Consider the following 23,138-nt stretch of genomic DNA (forward strand, 5'->3'; position numbering starts at 1 on the left):
TATACTGCAATGAAAAACGAAAAAACACATAGAAAAGGCTTTGTATTTAAACTTTACGAAGCACCTTCGCAAACTCCATTTGAAAAACTTTTTGAAATTTTTAAAGAGTTAATTACACATACTTCTGGCGATTTTGATGAAGCTATAGATTGGTTAAAGCAACTTGATGACGAGTATAACTTAACTACTGCAGAGTATACCATAGACGACTTTATTGAAGATCTAAAAAAGAAAGGTTACATAAGAGAAGAAATTAAACCTGACGGAAAAAAGGGTAACGCCATTACCGCTAAAACCGAAAGAGCTATAAGGCAATCTGCTTTAGAGCAAATTTTTGGGAATATTAAAAAGAGCGGTAGCGGTAACCATAAAAGCAAAAGTATTGGAGTAGGAGACGAGCATACTGGCGATTTTAGAGCATACCAATTTGGAGACAATTTGGATAAAGTTTCAATGACTGAAAGCTTAAAAAATGCACAAATCAATAACGGTATTGGTAATTTTAATCTTACTGAAAATGATTTGGTTGTAGAGGAAACTAACCATAAATCACAAATGAGTACGGTATTAATGATAGACATTAGTCACAGTATGATTTTGTATGGTGAAGACCGAATCACGCCAGCTAAAAAAGTAGCTATGGCGTTAGCCGAATTAATAACGACCAGATACCCAAAAGACACTTTAGATATTTTGGTTTTTGGTAACGATGCTTGGCCAATAAAAATCAAAGATTTACCGTATTTAAACGTTGGTCCGTATCACACAAATACAGTTGCTGGTTTGCAATTAGCAATGGATTTATTAAGACGAAAACGAAACACCAATAAGCAAATTTTTATGATTACAGATGGTAAACCAAGTTGTTTGCGTTTACCTGATGGTACATATTATAAAGATAGTAACGGACTAAATCCATACATTACAAACAAGTGTTATGCTATGGCGCAACAAGCCAGAAAATTACATATCCCAATCACTACATTTATGATTGCTCAAGACCGTTATTTAATGCAATTTGTAAGAGAGTTTACACAAGCCAATCAAGGAAAAGCATTTTATACAGGTTTAAAAGGTTTGGGCGAAATGATTTTTGAAGATTACGAAACCAACAGAAAAAAAAGAATTAGAAGATAAAAGCTAAGATGAAAATAGAAAACATAACAACTTTAGGAGAATTAAAAAAATCTGGTTATCAACCAAAATCTATAAAAGATGAATTGAGAGATAATCTAATAGAAAAAATAAAAAATAAGGAAACCATTTTTAACGGTGTACACGGTTATGAAAACACAGTAATTCCGGAGTTACAACGTGCCATTTTATCAAGACACAACATTAATTTGTTAGGATTACGCGGTCAAGCAAAAACACGACTTGCACGTTTAATGTTGACATTGTTAGACGAATATATTCCTGTTGTTGAAGGTAGCGAGATTAATGACGATCCGTTACAACCCATTTCAAGATACGCTATTCAATTAGTTGAAGAAAAAGGAGACGATACGCCTATTAGTTGGTTACATAGAAGCGAGCGTTTTGCCGAAAAATTAGCAACGCCAGATGTTACCGTAGCAGATATTATTGGTGATGTTGACCCTATAAAAGCAGCCAATTTAAAATTAAGTTATGCAGATGATCGTGTTATTCACTACGGAATGATTCCACGTGCTAACCGTTGTATTTTTGTGATTAACGAGTTGCCAGATTTACAAGCCAGGATACAAGTGGCATTATTTAATATTTTGCAAGAAGGCGATATTCAAATACGTGGTTTTAAACTAAGATTGCCATTAGATATGCAATTTGTATTTACTGCAAATCCAGAAGATTATACAAATAGAGGAAGTATTGTAACGCCTTTAAAGGATAGAATTGGTTCGCAAATATTAACGCATTATCCTAATGATATAGAAACCGCAAAAACGATTACACAACAAGAAGCAAAATCGGATATAAGACAACAAGATGCTATTTACGTACCAGAATTAGCAAAAGATGTTTTAGAACAAGTAGTTTTTGAAGCACGACATAGCGATTTTATAGACGAAAAAAGCGGTGTTAGTGCACGTTTAAGTATTACAGCTTATGAAAACTTATTAAGTGCTGCAGAACTAAGAGCATTAAAAAACAATGAAGAGAAAACTGCTGTACGGTTATCTGATTTTTTAGGGATTATTCCTGCAATAACTGGTAAAGTAGAATTGGTTTATGAAGGCGAACAAGAAGGTGCAGCAAATGTGGCTTATAATTTAATTGGCGAAGCGGTAAAAACATTATTTATTCAATATTTCCCTGAAATTGAAAAACTTAAAAAACAAGATGATGTAGGTCCATATGATGATATTGTATCTTGGTTTTTTAACCAATCTGATAGTTTTGAGTTACTTGATGATTTAAGAGATAAAGAATATAAATCATTACTAGAAGCTGTTTCTCCATTAGATGATTTAATTGCAAAACATCAATCAAATTTAAGTAAAGAAGATAGCTACTTTATGAAAGAGTTTGTGCTTTGGGCTTTAGTAGAATATAAGCAATTGAGTAAATACAGATTTACAAAAGGAATTCAATTTAAAGATCCTTACGGAAGCTTTATTAAAGGTTTGTAAATAAAAAAAAAGCATCGTTATTACGATGCTTTTTTTATCTAAGACTTTATTTGTAATGATTTTATATAAAAATTGTTGTTAACACTAATTGAAGAATTTGCTGAAGGGATTTTAATAGATTTCCATTCATTAGTTGGATTGATCCAATGTTCTTTTTCATCAATATTAATTAGTAAAGGTATTTTAAAATGTTCTACAGTGTTTGAAAATCTGAATTTCAGAGTTTTGTTTTCAATTTTATACTCAAACACAGGAATTATAGTCGTGCGTAAATATTGATTAAAGAAACCTGTTAGTTCTAAATCAGTTTCTTCAGCTAAAAAATTCTCAATTTGCTGTGTTGTAACAGTTTGATGATAGAATTTTTTATTTAAAGTCCTCAAAATCTGACGCCATTTTTCGTCGTCATTTACCATAGTTCTTAAGGTATGAAGCATGTTAGCACCTTTGTAATACATGTCTCCAGAACCTTCATTATTTACATTGTATTGTCCAATTAAAGGTCTGTCGTTTTGTATGCTTCTTCTGGTTCCAATCACATATTCTGATGCTGCTTGTTTACCATAGTAATAATCCAAAAATAAACTTTCGGAATATGCTGTAAAGCTTTCATGAATCCACATATCTGCAATATCTACATTTGTAATATTGTTGGCAAACCATTCATGTCCAGCTTCATGAATAATGATAAAATCAAATTTTAATCCCCAACCTGTACCAGACAGATCGTTACCTAAATATCCTTTTAAATATTGATTTCCGTAGGTAACAGAACTTTGATGTTCCATGCCTAAATATGGTACTTCAACTAGCTTAAAACTATCTTCGTAAAATGGATAAGGACCAAACCAATGCTCAAAAGCTTTCATCATTTTTGGTGCATCTGTAAAGTGTGTTTTGGCTTTGTCTAGATTGTAATTTAGTACATAATAATTCATGTCTAAATCGCCTTTTTCACCTTTATAAACTTCAGAGAAATTAGCGTAATCACCTATGTTAATATTTACTCCGTAATTATTAATTGGGTTATTTACAAACCAGTGATAGGTTTTTGTTTGGTCATCTTTTTGTTCAACTTTTCTAAGTCTTCCGTTGGAAACATTCGTTAATTTTTCAGGAACATTTACACTAATAAGCATACTGTCTACCTCGTCATACATGTGGTCTTTATTTGGCCACCAAACACTTGCGCCAAGTCCTTGACAAGATGATGCTATAAAATGATTACCATTTTTATCTTTTTTCCAAGAAATACCGCCATCCCAAGGTGCACGAACAGCTTCACGTGGTTGACCTTCGTAGTAGGCTACGACGCTATTTACTTCTCCTATTTTTTGGGTGTTTTTAAGTGTGACAAAATGAGCGTTTCCATCATGTTTAATATCAAGTTGTTCTCCATTTTGAGTGACTTTAGTCAACTCTAAAGGCGGTTGCAAATCTATTTGCATGACTTGATATGGTTGTAACACTTTGTATTGAATGGTGTTTTTACCCGAAATTGTTTTGGTTTCTGGTTCTACTTTAATATCTAGGTGATAATAAGATAAATCCCACCATTCTCGCTCAGGTGTAATGCTTCCACGAAGTGTATCTTGTCGTGTAAAATCTTTCTTTTTATGAAGTAATTGTGCGTGAGATATTGTAAATGCCAAACAGCAAATAGCAAAGGTGAAAATTGATTTCATTTAATAAATTATTGTTGCGTAAAATTAGCTAATAAATCTCTGACTTTGTCTGTATCTTTTACGTAATATTTTGCTTTTGTTTTTTTAAAGCCAACTTTTACAGAATAGGTGTTTTCTGGTAAATCTTCAAACATAAATTCGTCTGTCCAATCATCACCAATTGCAAAAATAAAATCGTAATTAGCTTTTGTTAACCAGCGTGAAGTTGCACGACCTTTATTAACGCTACTACTTTTAATTTCGATGACTTTATTTCCTTTTAAAACAGATAAATCGTTGTTAGATATTAAATGTGTTAAAACTGTATTTAATTCTATAGTTCTTATTTGTGCTAATTCTGGATCGGCTTTGCGGTAATGCCAAGCTAACGAGTATTTTTTTTGTTCGATAAATGTACCTGGAGTACGATCTACAAAGGTTTGAAGTATTGGTTGTATGTTGTCCATCCAGTTTGTTTTTAAGATTTCTAACATTTGCCAATCGTCGTTTTTACCCTTTAACCATACGCCATGATCTGTGATAAGATTATAAGATTTGTCTGCAAACCAGTCTTCAAAAGTTTCACGATCGCGACCACTAACTATAACTACATCTGTATTCTCTGTTTGATTTAATTGGTCTAAAAGCTGTATTAATTTATCGTCTGGTTTTGCATCTTGTGGATTATCTTTAAATCCAACCAATGTACCATCATAATCTAAGAATAATAGCTTTCTTTTAGCTTGTTTAAAATCTGAAATCATAGTTGCTTGATGGTCTTTATCCATTTTTTTAGCAACAATTGTTTTGCCTATTTTTTTGGTGTCGTTCAAGGATTTCATAAACTCTTCTGCCCATTTTTCTACGCTATAACGTTGTAGACGTTTTTGAAGAATTTTTATTCTTTTAGATTGCTCTTCAGCAGGCATTTCAATAGCAAGTTTTAAAGTATCAGCTAGTTGTTCGAAGTTATTAGGGTTAATTAATAAGGCTTCATTCATTTCTTTAGATGCGCCAGCCATTTCACTTAAAATTAAAACACCATCTTGGTTAACGCGTGTTGCAACGTATTCTTTAGCAACAAGATTCATTCCATCTCTTACAGGAGTAATCAATGCAATTTGTGATGAGGTATACAAGTCTATTAAATTATCAAAAGGCATAGATCTATAAAAGTACCAGATTGGTGTCCAACTAACTGTAGAAAATTCTCCATTAACACGACCAACAAGTTCGTCTGTTTCTCGTTTCAATTTTTGATATTGAGGCACATCAGAACGTGACGGAACCGCCAACATTACTAACCTTACTTTTTCTTTAAACTGCGGATATTTATTAAGGAAATATTCAAAAGCGCGAATACGATTTGGAATACCTTTGGTATAATCCATACGGTCTATAGACAAGATTAATTTGGTGTCTGGACCAGTCTGAATATGATCGTCTAATCGTTTTTGAAGCTCAGATTTTTCAGTATTTGATTGATTTAAATGAGAAAGCGCTGCGTTATGAAATTTATTATAATCTATTCCCATTGGGAATGAATCTACCTTAACAACACGATCTAAATATGAAATTTCGTTAAACTGAACATCTAATCTTAAAATTCGTTTTACAGAACTTAAAAAGTGACGCTCGTAATCATACGTATGAAATCCTAAAAGATCGGCACCAAGCATACCGTGCAGCAATTCTTCACGCCAAGGAAACGTTCTAAAAATTTCATAAGACGGATAAGGAATATGTAAAAAGAAACCAATGGTCGTATTTGGTTTTTTGTCTTTGATAAGCTTTGGCAGTAACAGCAATTGATAATCATGTACCCAAACTGTGTCACCATCTTCGATATTGTCTAAAACAACATCTGCAAATTTTTGATTAACGGTTTTATAAGCTTCCCATTGGTCGTTGTCAAACTCGGTATATTCCATAAAATAATGAAATAAAGGCCAAAGGGTTTTATTGCTAAATCCGAAGTAAAAATTGTCTACATCATCTTGTGTTAACGGTACAGTAGCGCATTTTGCTTTAGTAACTTCTTTATTAACTTGATTAGACAAGTCTTTATTTAACTCTTCTTCGGTCAATCCAGACCAACCAATCCAAATACCATTCCCTTCTTCATGAACCGATTTTAAACCGGTAGCTAATCCGCCAACACTAGGTTTTATGTTTAAAGTATTATTTTCAATTTTGACTTGTAAAGGAAGACGATTAGAAACAATAATTGTTTTATTCATAAGGGTTTGCTTTGGTTTAAAGTTAAGATTTTCGTTAATTTAATGAAAAATTGATTGAAAACATTATAAAACAAAAGATTTGGGAAATAATTTAGATTACGGAATTGTAGGGAATTGTAGAAGTGCAGCATTAATATCAAAAACAGGATCTGTAGATTGGTGTTGCTTGCCAGAATTTGATTCGTCATCTGTTTTTGCTAAACTTTTAGATGAAAAAATTGGTGGTCACTTTTCTATTAATGTAGATGAAAGTTATACTACTAAACAATTTTATATTGATAAAACAAATATCTTGGTTACTAGATTTAGTAATGGTATGGATGTTTTTGAAGTGCATGATTTTATGCCAAGATTTCATAAACAAGACGGAACGTATTATTATCCACCAGAATTAGTAAGATATTTTAAACACATTTCAGGTAAACCTACATTTACAGTAGATTATAATCCAAAATTAGAGTATGCTAAAGGTAAAACAGAAATTTACGTAAAAGATGATTTTATAGCTAGCCTAACTCATGGTGAAAAGTTTGATACGCTTTTTTTATACACGTCATTTGATAAAAATGCAATTGTAGATAAAAAAGAAATTACGCTAACAGAAGACGGTTACTTTTTAATAGGTTACAACGAAAAGATTTTTAATCCAACAGTAGAAAGTATTTATCTAGATCACCAACGTACCAAAGTATATTGGTTAAATTGGATAGATAAAACACCAAAATATAATATGTATAACGCACAAATTTTACGCAGTGCATTAACATTAAAATTATTATCCTATGACAAATCTGGTGCTGTACTAGCAGCAGCAACAACCTCTTTACCAGAAACTATTGGTGAAGTAAGAAACTGGGATTACCGTTTTTGCTGGATTAGAGATGCATCTATGGTAATTAAAGTAGTATCACAATTAGGTCATAAAAATATGGCCAAACGCTACCTAAATTTTATTATCGATTTGATTCCTGATAAAGATGAAAAACTGCAAATCATGTACGGGATTAATAAGGAAAAAAAGTTAACCGAGTATAGTTTAGATCATTTAAGCGGTTATAAAGATTCTAAACCTGTGCGTGTTGGTAATGCTGCTTATAAGCAAAAACAAAATGATATTTATGGTATTTTAATGGATGTAATCCATCAGCAATTTGTGTCTTTTTCTTTAGACATAGAAAATACCGAAGAACTTTGGACCATTACTAAAGGAATTGTTTGGGTAGTAAACAAACACTGGAAAGAGCCAGATAAAGGTATTTGGGAATTTAGAGGCGAGGACAGGCATTTTACGTTTTCTAAAGTGTTATGTTGGGTAGCAATAGATCGTGCTATTAAAGTTGCTGAAATATTGAATAAATACCATAAAGCAAATAAGTGGAAAATTATTAAAGAAGAAATTAAAAATGACATTATGAGTAATGCTTGGAGTGATACTGCTAATGCATTTACACAAGCTTATGGTGTAGAAGATTTAGATGCTTCTGTATTATTAATGGAACCTTATGGATTTATAGATGCTAAAGACCCAAGATATGTTAGCACAGTTAACGCAATTGAAAGAGAGCTAAGTAACGATGGATTACTTTATAGATATAAAAATAAAGACGATTTTGGTTTACCATCATCATCATTTACAATTTGTACGTTCTGGTTTATAAACAGTTTGTATAAAATAGGCGAGGAGGAAAAAGCTAAAGCAATGTTTGATAAACTATTATCTTACAGTAATCATTTAGGGTTATTTAGTGAGGATATAGACTTTAAAACAAAACGATTGTTAGGTAACTTCCCGCAAGCGTATTCTCATTTAGCTTTAATTGAAACAGCGATTAACTTGTCTAATGTGACAACAGATGAAAAAGTAAAAAGTAGTATAGCTAATTAAATAAACAAAAAAAGGACTTCAAATTTGAAGTCCTTTTTTATTATCTAAATACCTTATTAGGAAAAACAACGGGACTTTCAAAACCATCTTTTCCTACAGCAGCAATTCCAAAAAAGAAGTTGTCTATAACAATACCTTCTAAAGTAAATTCTGATACATCACCTACATATCTGCTATAATCCCAAGTAGGAGAAGTTGTGTCTCTCCAATATATTTTATAACCAAAAGCACCTTCAACTTTATCCCATTTAAATTTAGCCGAAGGTTCTACAATACCACCAATAGCAACATTTTTTGGAGCTGGCGGCGCAGAAGCTAAACTAGCCATGTTTATTGCGTTAACAGCAGTTAGTTTTTTAGCATATTCAAAATTAACGTGTTCAATTACATCACCATATTTAATTCCGTTTTCCTCACGTATATCTTGATGTTGTTGATTGTAGTTTTCATGAGCTTCCATAATTCTAATTCCTGCAAAACCTAAATCGTTAAAAGGTCTGTGATGTCCGCCACGACCAAAACGGTCAAGTCTATAAACCATCATAGGATTCATTTCTGGCATATATGTCTTTACTGTTTTGTGTACATATCTTGCTAATTGTCTAGATATGCCATCAACTTCGCCGCCATAAAAACGTCTAAGTTGTCTTTCTCTTTCTGTTTCGTTTGCAGGAACAGGTTCAGAAAAAATTCTGAAAGTACGATTGTCTATTACTCCATCAACTCCTTTGATATTTCCAATCATATCATTGTTAAGAACACCAATAACATCCCAATTGTTTTCTTTAGCATATTTAGCTAAACCACTGCCACCAAAAAGACCTTGTTCTTCACCAGAAAGACCGACGTAAACAATACTACTTTCAAATTGATAGTTAGATAAGACTCTTGCAGCTTCAATGGTTCCAGCCATACCAGACGCATTATCATTTGCTCCAGGCGCATCTGTGGTAAAGTCCATAGTATCACTAGCTCTAGAGTCTATGTCTCCACTCATAATAATATATCTATTAGGATATTTTGTTCCTTTTTGTATAGCTACAACATTTACAACCCAAGCATCATGAGGCACACGTCGATTCCCTTCTTTAGTCACAAAGTCTTTTTGATAAAATACATCAAGACAGTTATTACAGTTTTTAGAAATTGATTCAAATTCAGACTTTATCCAACGTCTTGCAGCACCAATTCCTCTTGTGTTAGAAATGGTATCACTAAAGGTGTTTCTTGTTCCAAAATTTACTAATGTTTGTATATCTTTTTCTATTCGTTTTGCTGAAACAGAATCGATAATATCATATATTTTTTGACTGGTTTGTCCTAATGAAATGCAAGTAAAGAGAAGTAAAGGTAGAATAATTAGTTTTTTCATTTTTTTTTTCTAAAATACTAAAATAAAAAAGCTGATTCAAATACTTGAACCAGCTTTTTCGAAATTAAAACTAAAACTCACTTAAATTCTTAGAAACAATATTTGTTTTCTTCTTTTATTTTTTCAGCAATCTCATTGCGTAAGTCTACAATGTCTGGATAGTTTTGGTACTTAGTAAAGCGCTTAAGTCCCATTAACATCATACGTTGCTCATCACCTTCAGCAAAAGAAATAATACTTTCTTTTCCTTTTTTCTCTATAGTTTCTACAGCGTGATATAAATATAATTTAGACATTGCGATTTGTGCAGATTGAGACTCTTCTCCAAATCGTTTTGCATTTTTCTCTGTACGTAAGATTGCGGATTCTGCCATGTAGATTTCAATTAAAATATCTGCAGCAGCAACTAGTAATTGTTGGTGTTGCTCTAAATCTGGTCCAAATTTTTGTACTGCAGCACCAGCAACCATTAAGAAGGTTTTCTTAAGTTTTGCAATCATTTCTTTTTCTTCAGAAAATAGCTCAGAATAATCTGGTGTATCAAAAGAAGGAATACCCATTAATTCTTCTTGAACTTTCATAGCAGGACCTAATAAGTCTACATGACCTTTCATTGCTTTTTTAACTAACATACCTACAGAAAGCATACGGTTAATTTCGTTTGTTCCTTCGTAGATACGAGCAATACGAGCATCTCTCCAAGCAGCTTCCATTGGAGTTTCTTCAGAGAATCCCATACCTCCAAAAATTTGGATACCTTCATCTGCACAATTTTGTACGTCTTCAGATACTGCTACTTTTAAGATAGAACACTCGATAGCGTATTCTTCTACACCTTTAAGTTCTGCTTCTTGATGTGTATTTCCTGCTTCAACACGTAAAGCAATACGGTCTTCGATATTTTTTGAAGCTCTGTAAGTTGCAGATTCACCAACATAAGTGTTAGTTGCCATTTCAGCTAACTTAATTTTTATAGCACCAAAGTCTGCAATTGGTGTTTTAAATTGTTTACGCTCGTTAGCATATTGAACAGCTGTAGTTGTGATACGTCTTTGCGAATCTAAACAAGCAGCAGCTAATTTGATACGACCAACGTTTAAGGCATTCATTGCTATTTTAAAACCTTCACCACGTCCTGCTAGCATATTTTCTGCAGGAACTTCAGTATCATTAAAGAATACTTGACGTGTAGAACTTGCGCGGATTCCTAATTTATGTTCTTCTTCACCTAAAGTGATTCCGTTAGGATTGTTTTTATCATATTCTACAATAAAACCTGTGATATTCTTATCGTCTTCAATTCTAGCAAAAACAATCATTAAGTTACAGAAACCTGCGTTAGAAATCCACATTTTCTGTCCGTTGATTTTGTATGTTTTACCATCTGCAGAAAGCTCTGCAGTAGTTTTACCAGAATTTGCATCAGATCCAGCACCAGGTTCTGTTAAACAATACGCTCCAAACCATTCACCAGAAGCTAATTTTGGTACATACTTTTGTTTTTGTTCTTCTGTACCATAAAGTGTAATTGGCATAGTACCAATACCTGTATGCGCACCAAAAGCAGTACTAAAAGATCCAGTACCAGAAGAAATATAGTCACAAGTTAACACTGTAGATACGAAGCCCATTCCCATTCCGCCATAAGCTTCAGGAACAGCAACGCTTAAAAAGCCCATATCTCCAGCTTTACGCATTACTTCTTCTGTTAAAGCATAATCTTTAGCTTCAAAACGAGGTTTGTTAGGTATAATTTCACGGTCATTAAATTCGATAACCGAGTCTTTCATCATTTGTTGTTCTTCTGAAAAATCTTCAGGTGTGAAAATATCTTCACAATTTGTTTCTTTTACTAAGAATTGACCGCCACGTAGGATGTCTTTTTCTGTTTCTGCCATATTTTTATAAGATTAAGAGATTCAAGATTCAAGATCCAAGACTTATAAATCAAGTCTAGATTGAAATCCCGAAATCATTTTTTGTATTTGTTTTATTTGTTGTTCTAATTCTAAAAATTTTTCTTCTGTAATATAGTTTTCATTGAAAGCTACATTTAATTGTGTTTCCCATTCGAAAGCAGAACCTAAGCTGTTTTCTAAATAAATATTGAAATGCTTATCAGATCTTTTGCTTGAACCTTCTGAAATATTTGAAGGAATAGAAACTGCACTTCGATGCATTTGACTCATTAATCCATAAGTTTCAAATTTTGGGAACGTTCTAGTAATTTTATAAGATTCAGAAACTATTTTCATGCTTTCATTCCAAATTTTTAATTTTTTAAAATTATGCATCTTCACCTCTTGTTTCTTGATTCTTAAAATCTTGTCTCTAGTTTAAAAATTCAAAAATTCCACAAGCACCTTGACCTGTACCAACGCACATGGTTACAGCACCATATTTACCTTTCATGTCACGTTTACGCATTTCGTCAAATAACTGTACTGAAAGTTTTGCACCTGTACATCCTAATGGATGCCCTAATGCTATTGCACCGCCATTAACATTAATAATGTCTGGATTTAAATCTAACTCTCTAATTACAGCTAATGATTGAGATGCAAAAGCTTCGTTAAGTTCTATTAATCCTAAATCAGATTGTTTTAATCCTGCTTGTTCTAATGCTTTTGGAATAGCTTTAACTGGTCCAATTCCCATAATTCTTGGTTCTACACCAGCAGCAGCGTAATTTACTAATCTTGCAACAGGCTCTAGATTTAATTCTTTAACCATATCTTCACTCATAACCATAACAAATGCAGCACCATCACTCATTTGAGACGAGTTACCAGCGGTTACACTTCCGTTTGCAGCAAATACTGGTCGTAATTTTGCTAAAGCTTCTACATTAGTTCCTTTTCTAGGACCTTCATCTTTTGTTACAGTGTATGTTTTAGTTGCTTTTTTACCGTTTTCATCTAAATAAATTTGCTCTACATCTATAGGAACAATTTGATCTTGAAAACGATCTTCTGCTAAAGCTTTTAAAGCTTTCATATGTGAATTGTAAGCAAATTCATCTTGATCTTGACGAGACACTTTAAATTGGTTAGCAACCGCTTCTGCAGTATTACCCATTCCCCAATAATAATCTTCGTGACCATCTTTTACAGTATCGTAATTTAGTTCTGGTTTAAAACCTGTCATTGGTACACTACTCATACTTTCTGATCCACCAGCAATAATACAATCTGCCATTCCTGCTTGGATTTTTGCAGTTGCAATACCAATAGTTTCTATTCCTGAAGAACAAAAACGGTTAACCGTTACACCAGGAACATCTACACTATTTAACCCAATTAATGAGATAAAACGTGCCATATTTAAACCTTGTGATCCTTCTGGCATTGCGTTACCAACTATAACGTCGTCAATACGTTTTACGTCTAGATTTGGTAATTCTTTCATCATGTGCTGAATCACTTCTGCACCTAACTCGTCTGCTCTTTTAAAACGGAACACGCCTCGTGGTGCTTTACCAACTGCTGTTCTGTATGCTTTTACTATATATGCTTGTTTCATTTTTTCTTTTGATTTTTAGAGCCAAGAATCAAGAATCAAGATGTCTTGTTTCTTGCATCTTGTTTCTTTTTTCTAATTTCTAAGTGGTTTTCCAGTCTTCAACATATGCTGAATTCTTTCTAATGTTTTTCTTTCAGTACAAAGCGATAAAAATGCTTCGCGTTCTAGATCTAATAGATATTGCTCACTTACTTTAGTTGGTTCTGATAAATCACCACCAGCCATAACGTAAGCTAATTTGTTAGCTATTTTTTGATCGTGTTCACTAATGTAGTGGCTTGCTTCCATTGCATCTGTTCCTACTAAGAACATACCTAATGCTTGTTTACCAAGTACTTTTATGTCTTTGCGTTTTACAGGTTGCGTGTAGCCTTGATCTGCCATTAATTTAGCATGTGCTTTAGCTGTAGCAATTTGTCTGTCTTTATTAACAACAACAATATCTTTTCCTTTTTGTAATACGCCTAAATCAAATGCTTCGTAAGCTGAAGTTGATACTTTTGCCATACCAATAGTTAAGAAATACTCTTGAAGTGTATTTAACTCAACATCACCTTTTTTGAAAGTATCTTGCGCTCTTAAAGCCATTTCTTTAGATCCGCCACCACCTGGAATTACACCAACTCCAAATTCAACTAATCCCATGTAAGTTTCTGCAGCAGCAACAACTTTATCTGCGTGAAGTGATAACTCACATCCGCCACCAAGCGTCATGCCATGTGGTGCAGAAATAGTAGGAATAGAAGAGTAGCGCATGCGCATCATCGTGTCTTGGAAGTATTTGATCGCCATGTTAAGCTCGTCATACTCTTGTTCTGCAGCCATCATAAAAATCATTCCGATATTTGCACCAACAGAGAAGTTTGCTCCTTGGTTACCAACCACTAAACCAGCAAAATCTTTTTCAGCTAAATCTATTGCTTTATTTAAACCAGCTAGTACGTCGCCACCAATAGTGTTCATTTTAGATTGGAATTCAACATTTAAAATTCCGTCACCTAAATCTTCAACAACTACACCAGAGTTTTTAAATACCTCGTTAGATTTTCTGATGTTATCTAATATGATAAAGCTATCTTGACCTGGTACTTTTTCTTGTGCTTTCTTATCAATATCGTAGAAATATGTAGCTCCATCTTTTACTGTGTAAAACGATGTGTTACCAGAAGCAACCATATCATTTACCCAAGCTGCTGGTGTTTTACCTTCAGCTTTCATAATTTCAAGACCTTTTTCTACACCAATTGCATCCCAAATTTGGAAAGGACCATGTTCCCAACCAAATCCAGCTTTCATTGCATCATCTATTTTATATAATTCGTCTGAAATTTCAGGAATACGATGTGATACGTAAGCAAACATTGCTGCAAAGTTTTTGCGATAAAATTCGCCTGCTTTATCTTTTCCTTTTACTAAAATTGGAAAACGGTCGATAACTTTATCTACAGTTTTTGTTAATTCTAGAGTAGGAAAAGAGGCTCTTTTTTTAGAACGATAGTCTAATGTATCTAAGTCTAATGATAAAATTTCGCTTTTACCATTATCACCTTTTACTTTTTTATAAAATCCTTGACCAGTTTTACTTCCTAACCATTTGTTTTCCATCATGGTATTGATAAAATCTGGTAGTTTGAAAAGCTCATGTGCTTCGTCATCAGGACAGTTGTCGTAAATTCCGTTAGCAACATGCACTAAAGTGTCTAACCCAACAACATCTACCGTACGGAAAGTTGCCGATTTTGGGCGTCCAATAACAGGACCAGTTAATTTATCAACTTCTTCTATGGTCAATCCTAATTCTTTTACTTGGTGAAATAACGATTGAATACCAAAAATACCAATACGGTTACCAATAAAAGCTGGTGTATCTTTAGCAATTACAGATGTTTTTCCTAAAAATTGTTCCCCATAACCGTTTAAGAAGTCTAAAACGTCTTGAGATGTTTTAGGTCCAGGAATTACTTCGAATAATTTTAAGTAACGCGCTGGATTAAAGAAGTGCGTTCCGCAGAAATGTTTTTGGAAATCTTCGCTGCGTCCTTCGCTCATAAACTTAATAGGAATACCAGATGTATTTGATGTAATTAAAGTACCTGGTGTACGGTGTTGTTCTAGTTTTTCAAATACTTGCTTTTTAATGTCAAGTCTTTCTACAACTACTTCCATGATCCAATCTACATTTGCCACTTTTGCTATATCATCTTCAAGATTACCAGTAGTAATTCTGTTAGCAAAATCTTTGTGATAGATTGGTGATGGTTTAGATTTTAATGATGCAGCTAATGCATTGTTTACAATGCGGTTTCTTACAACCTTGTCTTCTAAAGTTAATCCTTTAGCTTTTTCGGCATCGTTTAATTCTCTTGGAACAATGTCTAATAATAAGACTTCAACACCAATATTGGCAAAATGACAAGCAATACCGCTTCCCATAATTCCTGATCCAATAATGGCTACTTTTTTGATTCTACGTTTACTCATTTTTATTAAATGGTTTCTTTAGTATATATTTTTTTATTAGAAATTAACTCGTTTATAGTGTCTGACACTTCATAGAAATGTTTTAGTTTTTCTTCTGAGACGTGTGCTCTTACAGTTTCATTAAAAACTAAAACACGTTCTTTGGCGTCTTTTCTTTTTTCTTTTCCAAACTCAGTAAGATGAATTAAAACACCACGACCGTCGTTTGGGTTAGGTTTACGTTCTATCAAACCTAATTCTTCCATACGTTTTAATATTCTTGAAAGACTAGTTGCTTCCATGCCCATTATTGGTCCTAAAGAGGTAGAAGGTGTACCGTTTTCTTTATCGATACTTAATAATGTAAACCCTGTAGCCATAGTTGTGTCAAACTTTGCAGCTTCTTCGTTATACATTTTATTTACCGCTAACCAAGTGGTTCTTAGCATGTAATCTATCGTTCTTTCTTTTTTGTTTTGCATTAAAATTCTTTTGAAGGTTTTCAAAGATAGTAAAATTTATTATGCGTGCATAATAAATTTTTAAAAAAGATTATGATATTAACAAAAAAAGCCATCTAAATTTTAGATGGCTTCTTATTTTGTATTAAAAAATGATTAATTATAAATTTTATCATAAAGATCTTTATAAATATTTTTAATGACGTCTCGTTTCATTTTCATGGTTGGTGTTAATTGTCCACCATCTACAGACCAAACATCTTGTGTAAGTTCAAATCGTTTAATTTGTTCCCATTTTCCGAAACTTTTATTGCAGTTGTCTATTTCTTTTTGGATACGGTCTATAACTATTTGTGATGTTGCAATTTCTTTATCTGATTTACCTATATGATTATGTTTTCTATCAATCCAATCTCTTAAAAATTCAAAATTAGGTTGAATAATAGCTGCTGGCATTTTTTCGCCTTCCCCAACAACCATTGCTTGTTCTATAAATCTAGACTGTTTTAGGTCGTTTTCTAAAAGAGTAGGAATGACATATTTTCCTCCAGAGGTTTTAAACATTTCTTTTTTACGCCCCGTAATTTTTAAGAAACCATCAGGATCAATTTCACCCTTATCTCCTGTATGAAAATAGTCTCCTGTCATTACACTAGCCGTTTTTTCTGGATCTTTGTAGTAACCTTTCATCACGTTTGGTCCTTTAATTAGGATTTCGCCATCTTCTGCTATTTTTACATCTACATTTCTTATCGGTTTACCAACGGTACCAACCTTAAAATGATTTTCTCTGTACATGCCTACAGAAATAACAGGAGATGTTTCTGTTAATCCATATCCTTCCATAACCTTCATGCCTGCAGCACAAAATATGCGTGTTAATCTTGGTGATAAAGCTGCGCTACCAGATACCATAGTAGTTAACTCGCCACCTAAAGCAGCTCGCCATTTACTAAAGATTAATTTATTAGCTATTTTTAGTTTAAACTCGTACCAAGCACCATTTTTACCGTAAGGTTCCCATTGTTCTCCTAATTCTATAGCCCAATGGAAAAGTCTGCTTTTTATACCGCTTAATTCTGTTCCTTTTGCATAGATTTTGTCATATACTTTTTCTAACAATCTAGGTACAACACTCATTAAATTTGGTTTAATATCTTGAGCATTTTCTGCAATTTTATCTATTGCTTCTGCAAAATAAATACTTGTTCCTGCATATTGATAAATGTAAATTAATACACGTTCAAATACATGGCAAATTGGTAAAAAGCTTAATACTTTTGTTTGACCAGTAGAAATTGGTAGTCGTGGTATGCTATCTAATACGTTACTAGTGATATTATTGTGACTTAACATAACACCTTTTGGCTTACCTGTTGTACCAGAAGTGTATATTATTGTAGCTAAATCATCAGGTGTTACTGCATCTTTTCTAGCTTCAACTTCTGCTTGATTACTATCATCTTTTCCTAAATCAAAAAGTTCTGAATAGTGTTTACAGCCTTCAATATGATCAAAAGAGTAAACTTCTTTAAGTTTAGTTTTGTCTTTAACTTTGTTTATTTTTTCTAAAACTTCTTTATCTGAAACAAAGCAGTATATAGATTCGCTATGATTTAAAACATACTCGTAATCTTCTGCAGATATAGTTGGATATATAGGAATATTTTGCGCACCAAGTTGTAATACGCCAATATCTACAATATTCCATTCTGTTCTGTTTGTAGAAGAAATTACTGCAATTTTATCGTTTTTATTTACACCTAATCTTAATAAAGCTCTACTTAAAGCATTAGCTTTATCTATATATTCTTTGGTTGAAGTTGCTTCCCATGCACCATTTTTTTTGGTAACTAAAGCAGCTTCTAGGTTGTGTTTTTCAAGTTGGTAATAAGGAAAATCGAAAAGTCGGGTTACTTCAATCATTATATTTAAATGAATTAAGGGGAATGCAAATTATGAAAAAATGATTTAAGGTTAACAAAAATTATTAAAATTTAAATAAAGCTTTCATTTTTTTGCCAAAAAAGGAGCTGCAATTAAACAGCTCCTTGCTAACTGATTGATAGCTTAAAATGATACTTTTAATATATTTATTTAATAACTAACTATTTTTAAATGAATCCCTTAACTTTCATTTAAATTAAACAAATAGTACCATTTGATAGCTAAAGTATTGAATTTATAATGAAACGGGATGTAAAATATCGTAAAAATTAAATTGTTAAATATTTTCTTATTAAAGAATTATCTCTTTTGACGTATTCTGAAGGTTTTATTTTCATAAAAAGCTTAAAGTCACGATTAAAATGAGATAAATCATAATAATTATAAAATTCTAAAGCTTGATTAAAATCAATTTTATTACTCTCGTAAGCTTTCATTAAATGCCAAAACCTATAGAGTTTAATATATTTTAAAGGTGTTAAGCCAACTATTTTTTTAAATTGAATCTCTAGATTTTTTTGTGATATAGTAAGAAATTCTAAAAGTTCATCTACAGTAATTCTCCCTTTTTTTTGATGAATCAAATCTACAGCAATATCAACATAATTAACATTCTTATTATCAATTTTGGGCAAGTCATACATTAAACTTTCAAAGTCTAAAGCAATTTCTTTAGCTGTTTTATCAGGATTAAACAACGGATTTATTTGTTCATAAAATTCATTACAAAACTCTGATAATGGAATATGAGAATCTGTTATAGAAGACATTTGTTTTCCTAATACCTTGTGTAGTGTGGTTGCGCTAAAATTAGCAACAAAAACTCTAACAGGTTTTTTAGGTATAAACTGATAGGATCGGTAAGATTGACCAGATATAACAAGTCCTTTGTTAAAAAAGGACTTGTTATTAATTTTAACTTCATGTTTTACATCAGAGAAGAAATAGATAATGTGACTTTGAGCTGTAGGCAATAAATCTACTACGTAAGGAAAGTCATTTTCTTCAATTTGTACTTCAACAAAAGAGCCAATAAGCTTGTTAGGCCTATGGCAATAAATTCTTTCAAACTTCATTTATAATACTTTACACACTTTTAAGTGAGTGAAATTTAATAAAAAAAGATTGAAATATTATACGGTTTTTAATTTTTTTTGTTTTCTATCCATTTTCTAGCTTTTACAAAAGCTTCTATCCAAGGGGAAACTTCATCTTTTCTGTTTTCTGGATAATTAGCCCAATTCCAAGGGAAAATAGAACGCTCTATATGTGGCATTGTTACTAAATGTCTTCCTGTTTTATCGCATAACATTGCTGTATTATAATCAGACCCGTTAGGATTTGATGGGTAATCGTTATAAGCATATTTAGCAACAATATCATAATTGTTCTCATCTTTTGGAAGGTTAAATTTACCTTCACCATGACTTATCCAAACACCTAAAGTGCTTCCTGCTAGTGTTGATAACATCACCGAATTGTTTTTTTGTACAACTACAGAGGTGAAAGAACTTTCGTGTTTGTGAGAGTTGTTATGTGCCATTTTCCCATGATTTTCATGCTCTGGATTTATCAGTTCTAACTCCATAAATAATTGACAACCGTTACAAATACCCACAGAAAGTGTGTCTTCTCTTTCAAAGAAGTTTTTAATCGCTTTGTTAGCTTTGTCGTTATATTTAATTGCTCCAGCCCAACCTTTTGCAGAGCCTAAAACATCACTATTAGAGAAACCTCCAACTGCACCTAAAAACTGAATGTCTTCAAGTGTTTCGCGACCAGAAATTAAATCGGTCATATGTACATCTTTTACGTCAAAACCAGCTAAATACATAGCGTTAGCCATTTCGCGTTCAGAGTTACTTCCTTTTTCTCTTAAAATAGCAGCTTTTGGTCTATCTGAAGATTGGTTTTTGTTGTAAAAACTTAATTCGCCAGTAAAATGTTTTGGAAAATAATAGTTTAGCGGTTGTTTTGCGTAGTTTTCAAAACGTGTTTTTGCTAATCCGTTAGCTGTTTGCTTTTGATCTAATAAATATGAAGTTTTGTACCACATGTCTCTTAGTCTAGAAACTGTCATTGTATAAACTTCATCATTATTTATAATACTTAATACATCGCTTGTAGTTGGTTTTCCTATGTTGAAAAACTCAATATTAGCATCATTTAAAACTGTTTCTATTGAATTATCGGAAGCTTGGAAAACTATTCCTGAATTTTCAGCAAATAATAACTTTACCGTGTCTTTTTCATTTAAAGCAGAAAGATCAAGTTCAGCCCCTAAATTAATATCAGCAAAGCACATTTCTAATAAAGTGGTTATTAATCCACCAGAAGCAACATCATGACCAGCAACAATTTTTTGGTCTTTTATTAATTGTTGAATTGTGTTAAATACCGTTTTTACATAACCAGCATCTTTAACGTTTGGTGCTTCATTACCAACTTTATTTAAGATTTGAGCAAAACTACTTCCGCCTAATTTAAATTGATCTTGTGATAAGTTGATATAGTATATATCTCCGCCATTTCTTCTTAAAACAGGCTCAATAACATTAGTGATATTATTACAATTTGCTGCAGCAGAAATAATAACTGTACCAGGAGAAATAACCTCTTGGTCAGGATATTTTTGCTTCATTGATAATGAATCTTTTCCTGTTGGAACATTTATGCCTAAGTCTATAGCAAAATCTGAAATTGCTTGAACAGCCTCATATAATCTTGCGTCTTCACCTTCATTTTTACAAGGCCACATCCAGTTTGCAGATAAAGACACCGATTGTAAACCATCTTTTAATGGTGCCCAAACAATGTTAGTTAAAGCTTCGGTAATACTATTGCGGCTTCCAGCAACTGGATTAATTAATCCTGAAATAGGCGAGTGACCTATTGATGTTGCAATACCTTCTTTACCTTTAAAGTCTAATGCCATTACACCAACATTGTTTAATGGTAATTGTAATGGTCCTGCACATTGTTGTTTAGCAACTTTACCACCAACACAACGGTCTACTTTATTGGTAAGCCAATCTTTACAAGCTACAGCTTCTAACTGTAACACTTGATCTAAATAATCGTAGATTTTGTCTTTGTCGTAAGAGATTTCACTGTAATTTGCAGCTACAGTTTTATCTGTCATTATTGTTTTTGGAGAGCTTCCAAACATATCTTCTAAAGCTAAATCCATTGGTTTGTCACCATTAGTTTTAGACTCAAAAGTAAAACTTTTATCGTTTGTTACATCACCAACGGTATACATTGGAGAGCGTTCACGTTCTGCAATTTTGTTTAAGGTTTCGATGTGTTTTTCGGCAATAACTAATCCCATTCGTTCTTGAGATTCGTTACCTATAATTTCTTTAGCAGAAAGTGTTGGATCACCAACAGGTAAGGCATCTAAATCAATTTTTCCACCGGTATCTTCAACTAATTCGCTTAAACAATTTAAATGTCCACCAGCACCATGATCGTGAATAGAAACTATAAAATTCTCGTCACTTTCTACCATACCGCGTACAGCGTTAGCCGCACGTTTTTGCATTTCTGGGTTAGAACGTTGTACAGCATTAAGCTCTATTCCTGAAGAAAACTCACCTGTATCTGCAGAAGAAACTGCAGCTCCACCCATTCCGATACGATAATTCTCTCCACCAAGAATTACAATTTTATCACCATTTTTTGGAGTGTCTTTTAACGCTTGATCTGCTTTACCGTAACCAATTCCGCCAGCTTGCATAATCACCTTATCAAAACCTAAAGCTTTAGCATCTTCTTTATGTTCAAAAGTTAAAACAGATCCGCAGATTAAAGGTTGTCCAAACTTGTTACCAAAATCTGAAGCACCATTACTGGCTTTTATTAAAATATCCATTGGTGTTTGGTATAACCATTTGCGTGCTGGAAATGCTTTTTCCCACGGACGATTGTCTTCTAATCTAGAATATGAAGTCATATAAACCGCGGTTCCGGCTAAAGGTAAAGAACCTTTTCCTCCAGCAAGTCTGTCTCTAATTTCTCCACCAGATCCTGTTGCAGCACCATTAAAAGGCTCGACAGTAGTAGGGAAGTTGTGTGTTTCTGCTTTAAGCGAAATAACAGATTCATAATCTTTAGTTTGATAAAAATCCGGAACATCTGCACGTTTTGGAGCAAATTGTTCAACTACTGGACCTTTTATAAAAGCCACGTTATCTTTATAAGCAGAAACGATATCGTTTGGATTAGTTTCTGAAGTCTTTTTAATTAATTTGAAAAGAGATGTAGGCTTTTCTTCTCCATCAATAACGAATGTACCATTGAAGATTTTATGACGACAATGTTCGCTATTTACTTGAGAAAAACCAAACACTTCAGAGTCTGTTAATGGTCTTCCTATTTTTTTAGATACGCTTTCTAAATAGGCTACTTCTTCATCACTCAAGGCTAAACCTTCTTGAGCGTTGTAAGCAGTTATATCTTCTATGTTTTTAATGGCTTCTGGTTGAATGTTTATTGTGAAACTATCTTGACTTAAACCATTAAATTTTTCTGAAATCATAGGATCGTAATCCTTAAAATCTTGTGTGCAAGATTCAAATTCTTCAATTCTAATGATGCCATCAATACCCATATTTTGCGTAATTTCTACAGCGTTGGTACTCCATGGAGTAATCATTGCTGCACGCGGACCAACAAAAAAAGCATCTAAGGATGCTTGTTCTATTTTAGGCTGGTTGCCAAATAACCACGTTAATTTATTGATAGTTTCAGTAGATAATTCTTTTGTTGCTTGAACAGCAAATACTTTACTGTTTTGGTTTCCGAAGAAATGAATCATTATTTCAGGAGTTTTGTGTTGTTTTTAAAGCATCAAATTTACATCTTTTAGTTAGATTATTTTATTAAAAAGTTGTCATTTTTTTTTAGTTATTCACGTGGTTATTAACTATAAAAAAAGCGACATCTTGGTGTCGCTTTTTTTATTAACAAGTTT

The 23,138-nt window shown here is 32.8% G+C and carries 14 protein-coding genes; 3 read left to right on the top strand and 11 right to left on the bottom strand.

All coding sequences use genetic code 11. The annotated features are described in order from the left end of the window. The first annotated feature begins 9 nt into the window (after nucleotides 1-9). Together H574_RS0100260 and H574_RS0100265 are read left to right on the top strand one after the other, a co-directional pair. A complete protein-coding gene (locus H574_RS0100260) occupies nucleotides 10-1,137 on the top strand; it encodes a vWA domain-containing protein (protein ID WP_027878609.1) in 1,128 nt (375 codons plus the stop codon). A gap of 8 nt (nucleotides 1,138-1,145) precedes the next feature. Then, complete coding sequence (locus tag H574_RS0100265) at nucleotides 1,146-2,612, top strand: hypothetical protein (protein WP_027878610.1); 1,467 nt, start codon at nucleotides 1,146-1,148, stop codon at nucleotides 2,610-2,612. Nucleotides 2,613-2,650: 38 nt separating this feature from the next. Here H574_RS0100265 and H574_RS0100270 read toward each other — a convergent pair whose 3' ends face one another. After that, nucleotides 2,651-4,297 carry a M1 family metallopeptidase gene (locus H574_RS0100270; protein WP_027878611.1) on the bottom strand — a complete coding sequence of 549 codons (1,647 nt, stop codon included), beginning with the start codon at nucleotides 4,295-4,297 and terminating at the stop codon, nucleotides 2,651-2,653. A gap of 8 nt (nucleotides 4,298-4,305) precedes the next feature. Next, nucleotides 4,306-6,516, bottom strand: a complete 2,211-nt coding sequence (locus H574_RS0100275) for a bifunctional alpha,alpha-trehalose-phosphate synthase (UDP-forming)/trehalose-phosphatase (protein ID WP_027878612.1) — start codon at nucleotides 6,514-6,516, stop codon at nucleotides 4,306-4,308. Between the two features lie 79 nt (nucleotides 6,517-6,595). On the opposite strand from H574_RS0100275, the gene H574_RS0100280 reads away from it, so the two are divergent. Then, nucleotides 6,596-8,401, top strand: a complete 1,806-nt coding sequence (locus tag H574_RS0100280; RefSeq protein WP_027878613.1) for a glycoside hydrolase family 15 protein — start codon at nucleotides 6,596-6,598, stop codon at nucleotides 8,399-8,401. A 40-nt stretch (nucleotides 8,402-8,441) separates the two neighbouring features. Here the strand turns inward: H574_RS0100280 and H574_RS0100285 are convergent, their stop codons facing one another. The 9 genes from H574_RS0100285 to purL all read right to left on the bottom strand — a co-directional run bounded on the left by H574_RS0100285 (nucleotide 8,442) and on the right by purL (nucleotide 22,982). Continuing rightward, complete coding sequence (locus H574_RS0100285; protein ID WP_027878614.1) at nucleotides 8,442-9,773, bottom strand: M28 family peptidase; 1,332 nt, start codon at nucleotides 9,771-9,773, stop codon at nucleotides 8,442-8,444. 89 nt (nucleotides 9,774-9,862) lie between these two features. Next, complete coding sequence (locus H574_RS0100290; protein ID WP_027878615.1) at nucleotides 9,863-11,671, bottom strand: acyl-CoA dehydrogenase family protein; 1,809 nt, start codon at nucleotides 11,669-11,671, stop codon at nucleotides 9,863-9,865. Nucleotides 11,672-11,713: 42 nt separating this feature from the next. Continuing rightward, complete coding sequence (locus H574_RS0100295; RefSeq protein WP_027878616.1) at nucleotides 11,714-12,067, bottom strand: four helix bundle protein; 354 nt, start codon at nucleotides 12,065-12,067, stop codon at nucleotides 11,714-11,716. Nucleotides 12,068-12,104: 37 nt separating this feature from the next. Then, a complete protein-coding gene (locus tag H574_RS0100300; RefSeq protein WP_027878617.1) occupies nucleotides 12,105-13,295 on the bottom strand; it encodes an acetyl-CoA C-acyltransferase in 1,191 nt (396 codons plus the stop codon). Between the two features lie 72 nt (nucleotides 13,296-13,367). After that, nucleotides 13,368-15,776 (bottom strand): 3-hydroxyacyl-CoA dehydrogenase/enoyl-CoA hydratase family protein, encoded by a 2,409-nt coding sequence (locus tag H574_RS0100305; RefSeq protein WP_027878618.1) that lies wholly within the window; start codon nucleotides 15,774-15,776, stop codon nucleotides 13,368-13,370. 5 nt (nucleotides 15,777-15,781) lie between these two features. Next, nucleotides 15,782-16,237 carry a MarR family winged helix-turn-helix transcriptional regulator gene (locus H574_RS0100310; RefSeq protein ID WP_027878619.1) on the bottom strand — a complete coding sequence of 152 codons (456 nt, stop codon included), beginning with the start codon at nucleotides 16,235-16,237 and terminating at the stop codon, nucleotides 15,782-15,784. Nucleotides 16,238-16,372: 135 nt separating this feature from the next. Continuing rightward, complete coding sequence (locus H574_RS0100315) at nucleotides 16,373-18,142, bottom strand: AMP-dependent synthetase/ligase (protein WP_027878620.1); 1,770 nt, start codon at nucleotides 18,140-18,142, stop codon at nucleotides 16,373-16,375. Nucleotides 18,143-18,432: 290 nt separating this feature from the next. Continuing rightward, complete coding sequence (locus H574_RS0100320) at nucleotides 18,433-19,239, bottom strand: helix-turn-helix domain-containing protein (protein ID WP_027878621.1); 807 nt, start codon at nucleotides 19,237-19,239, stop codon at nucleotides 18,433-18,435. 68 nt (nucleotides 19,240-19,307) lie between these two features. Next, complete coding sequence (gene purL / locus H574_RS0100325; protein ID WP_027878622.1) at nucleotides 19,308-22,982, bottom strand: phosphoribosylformylglycinamidine synthase; 3,675 nt, start codon at nucleotides 22,980-22,982, stop codon at nucleotides 19,308-19,310. Nucleotides 22,983-23,138 lie beyond the last annotated feature (156 nt).

The sequence above is a fragment of the Mesoflavibacter zeaxanthinifaciens DSM 18436 genome, assembly GCF_000422365.1.
Classification (GTDB): domain Bacteria; phylum Bacteroidota; class Bacteroidia; order Flavobacteriales; family Flavobacteriaceae; genus Mesoflavibacter; species Mesoflavibacter zeaxanthinifaciens.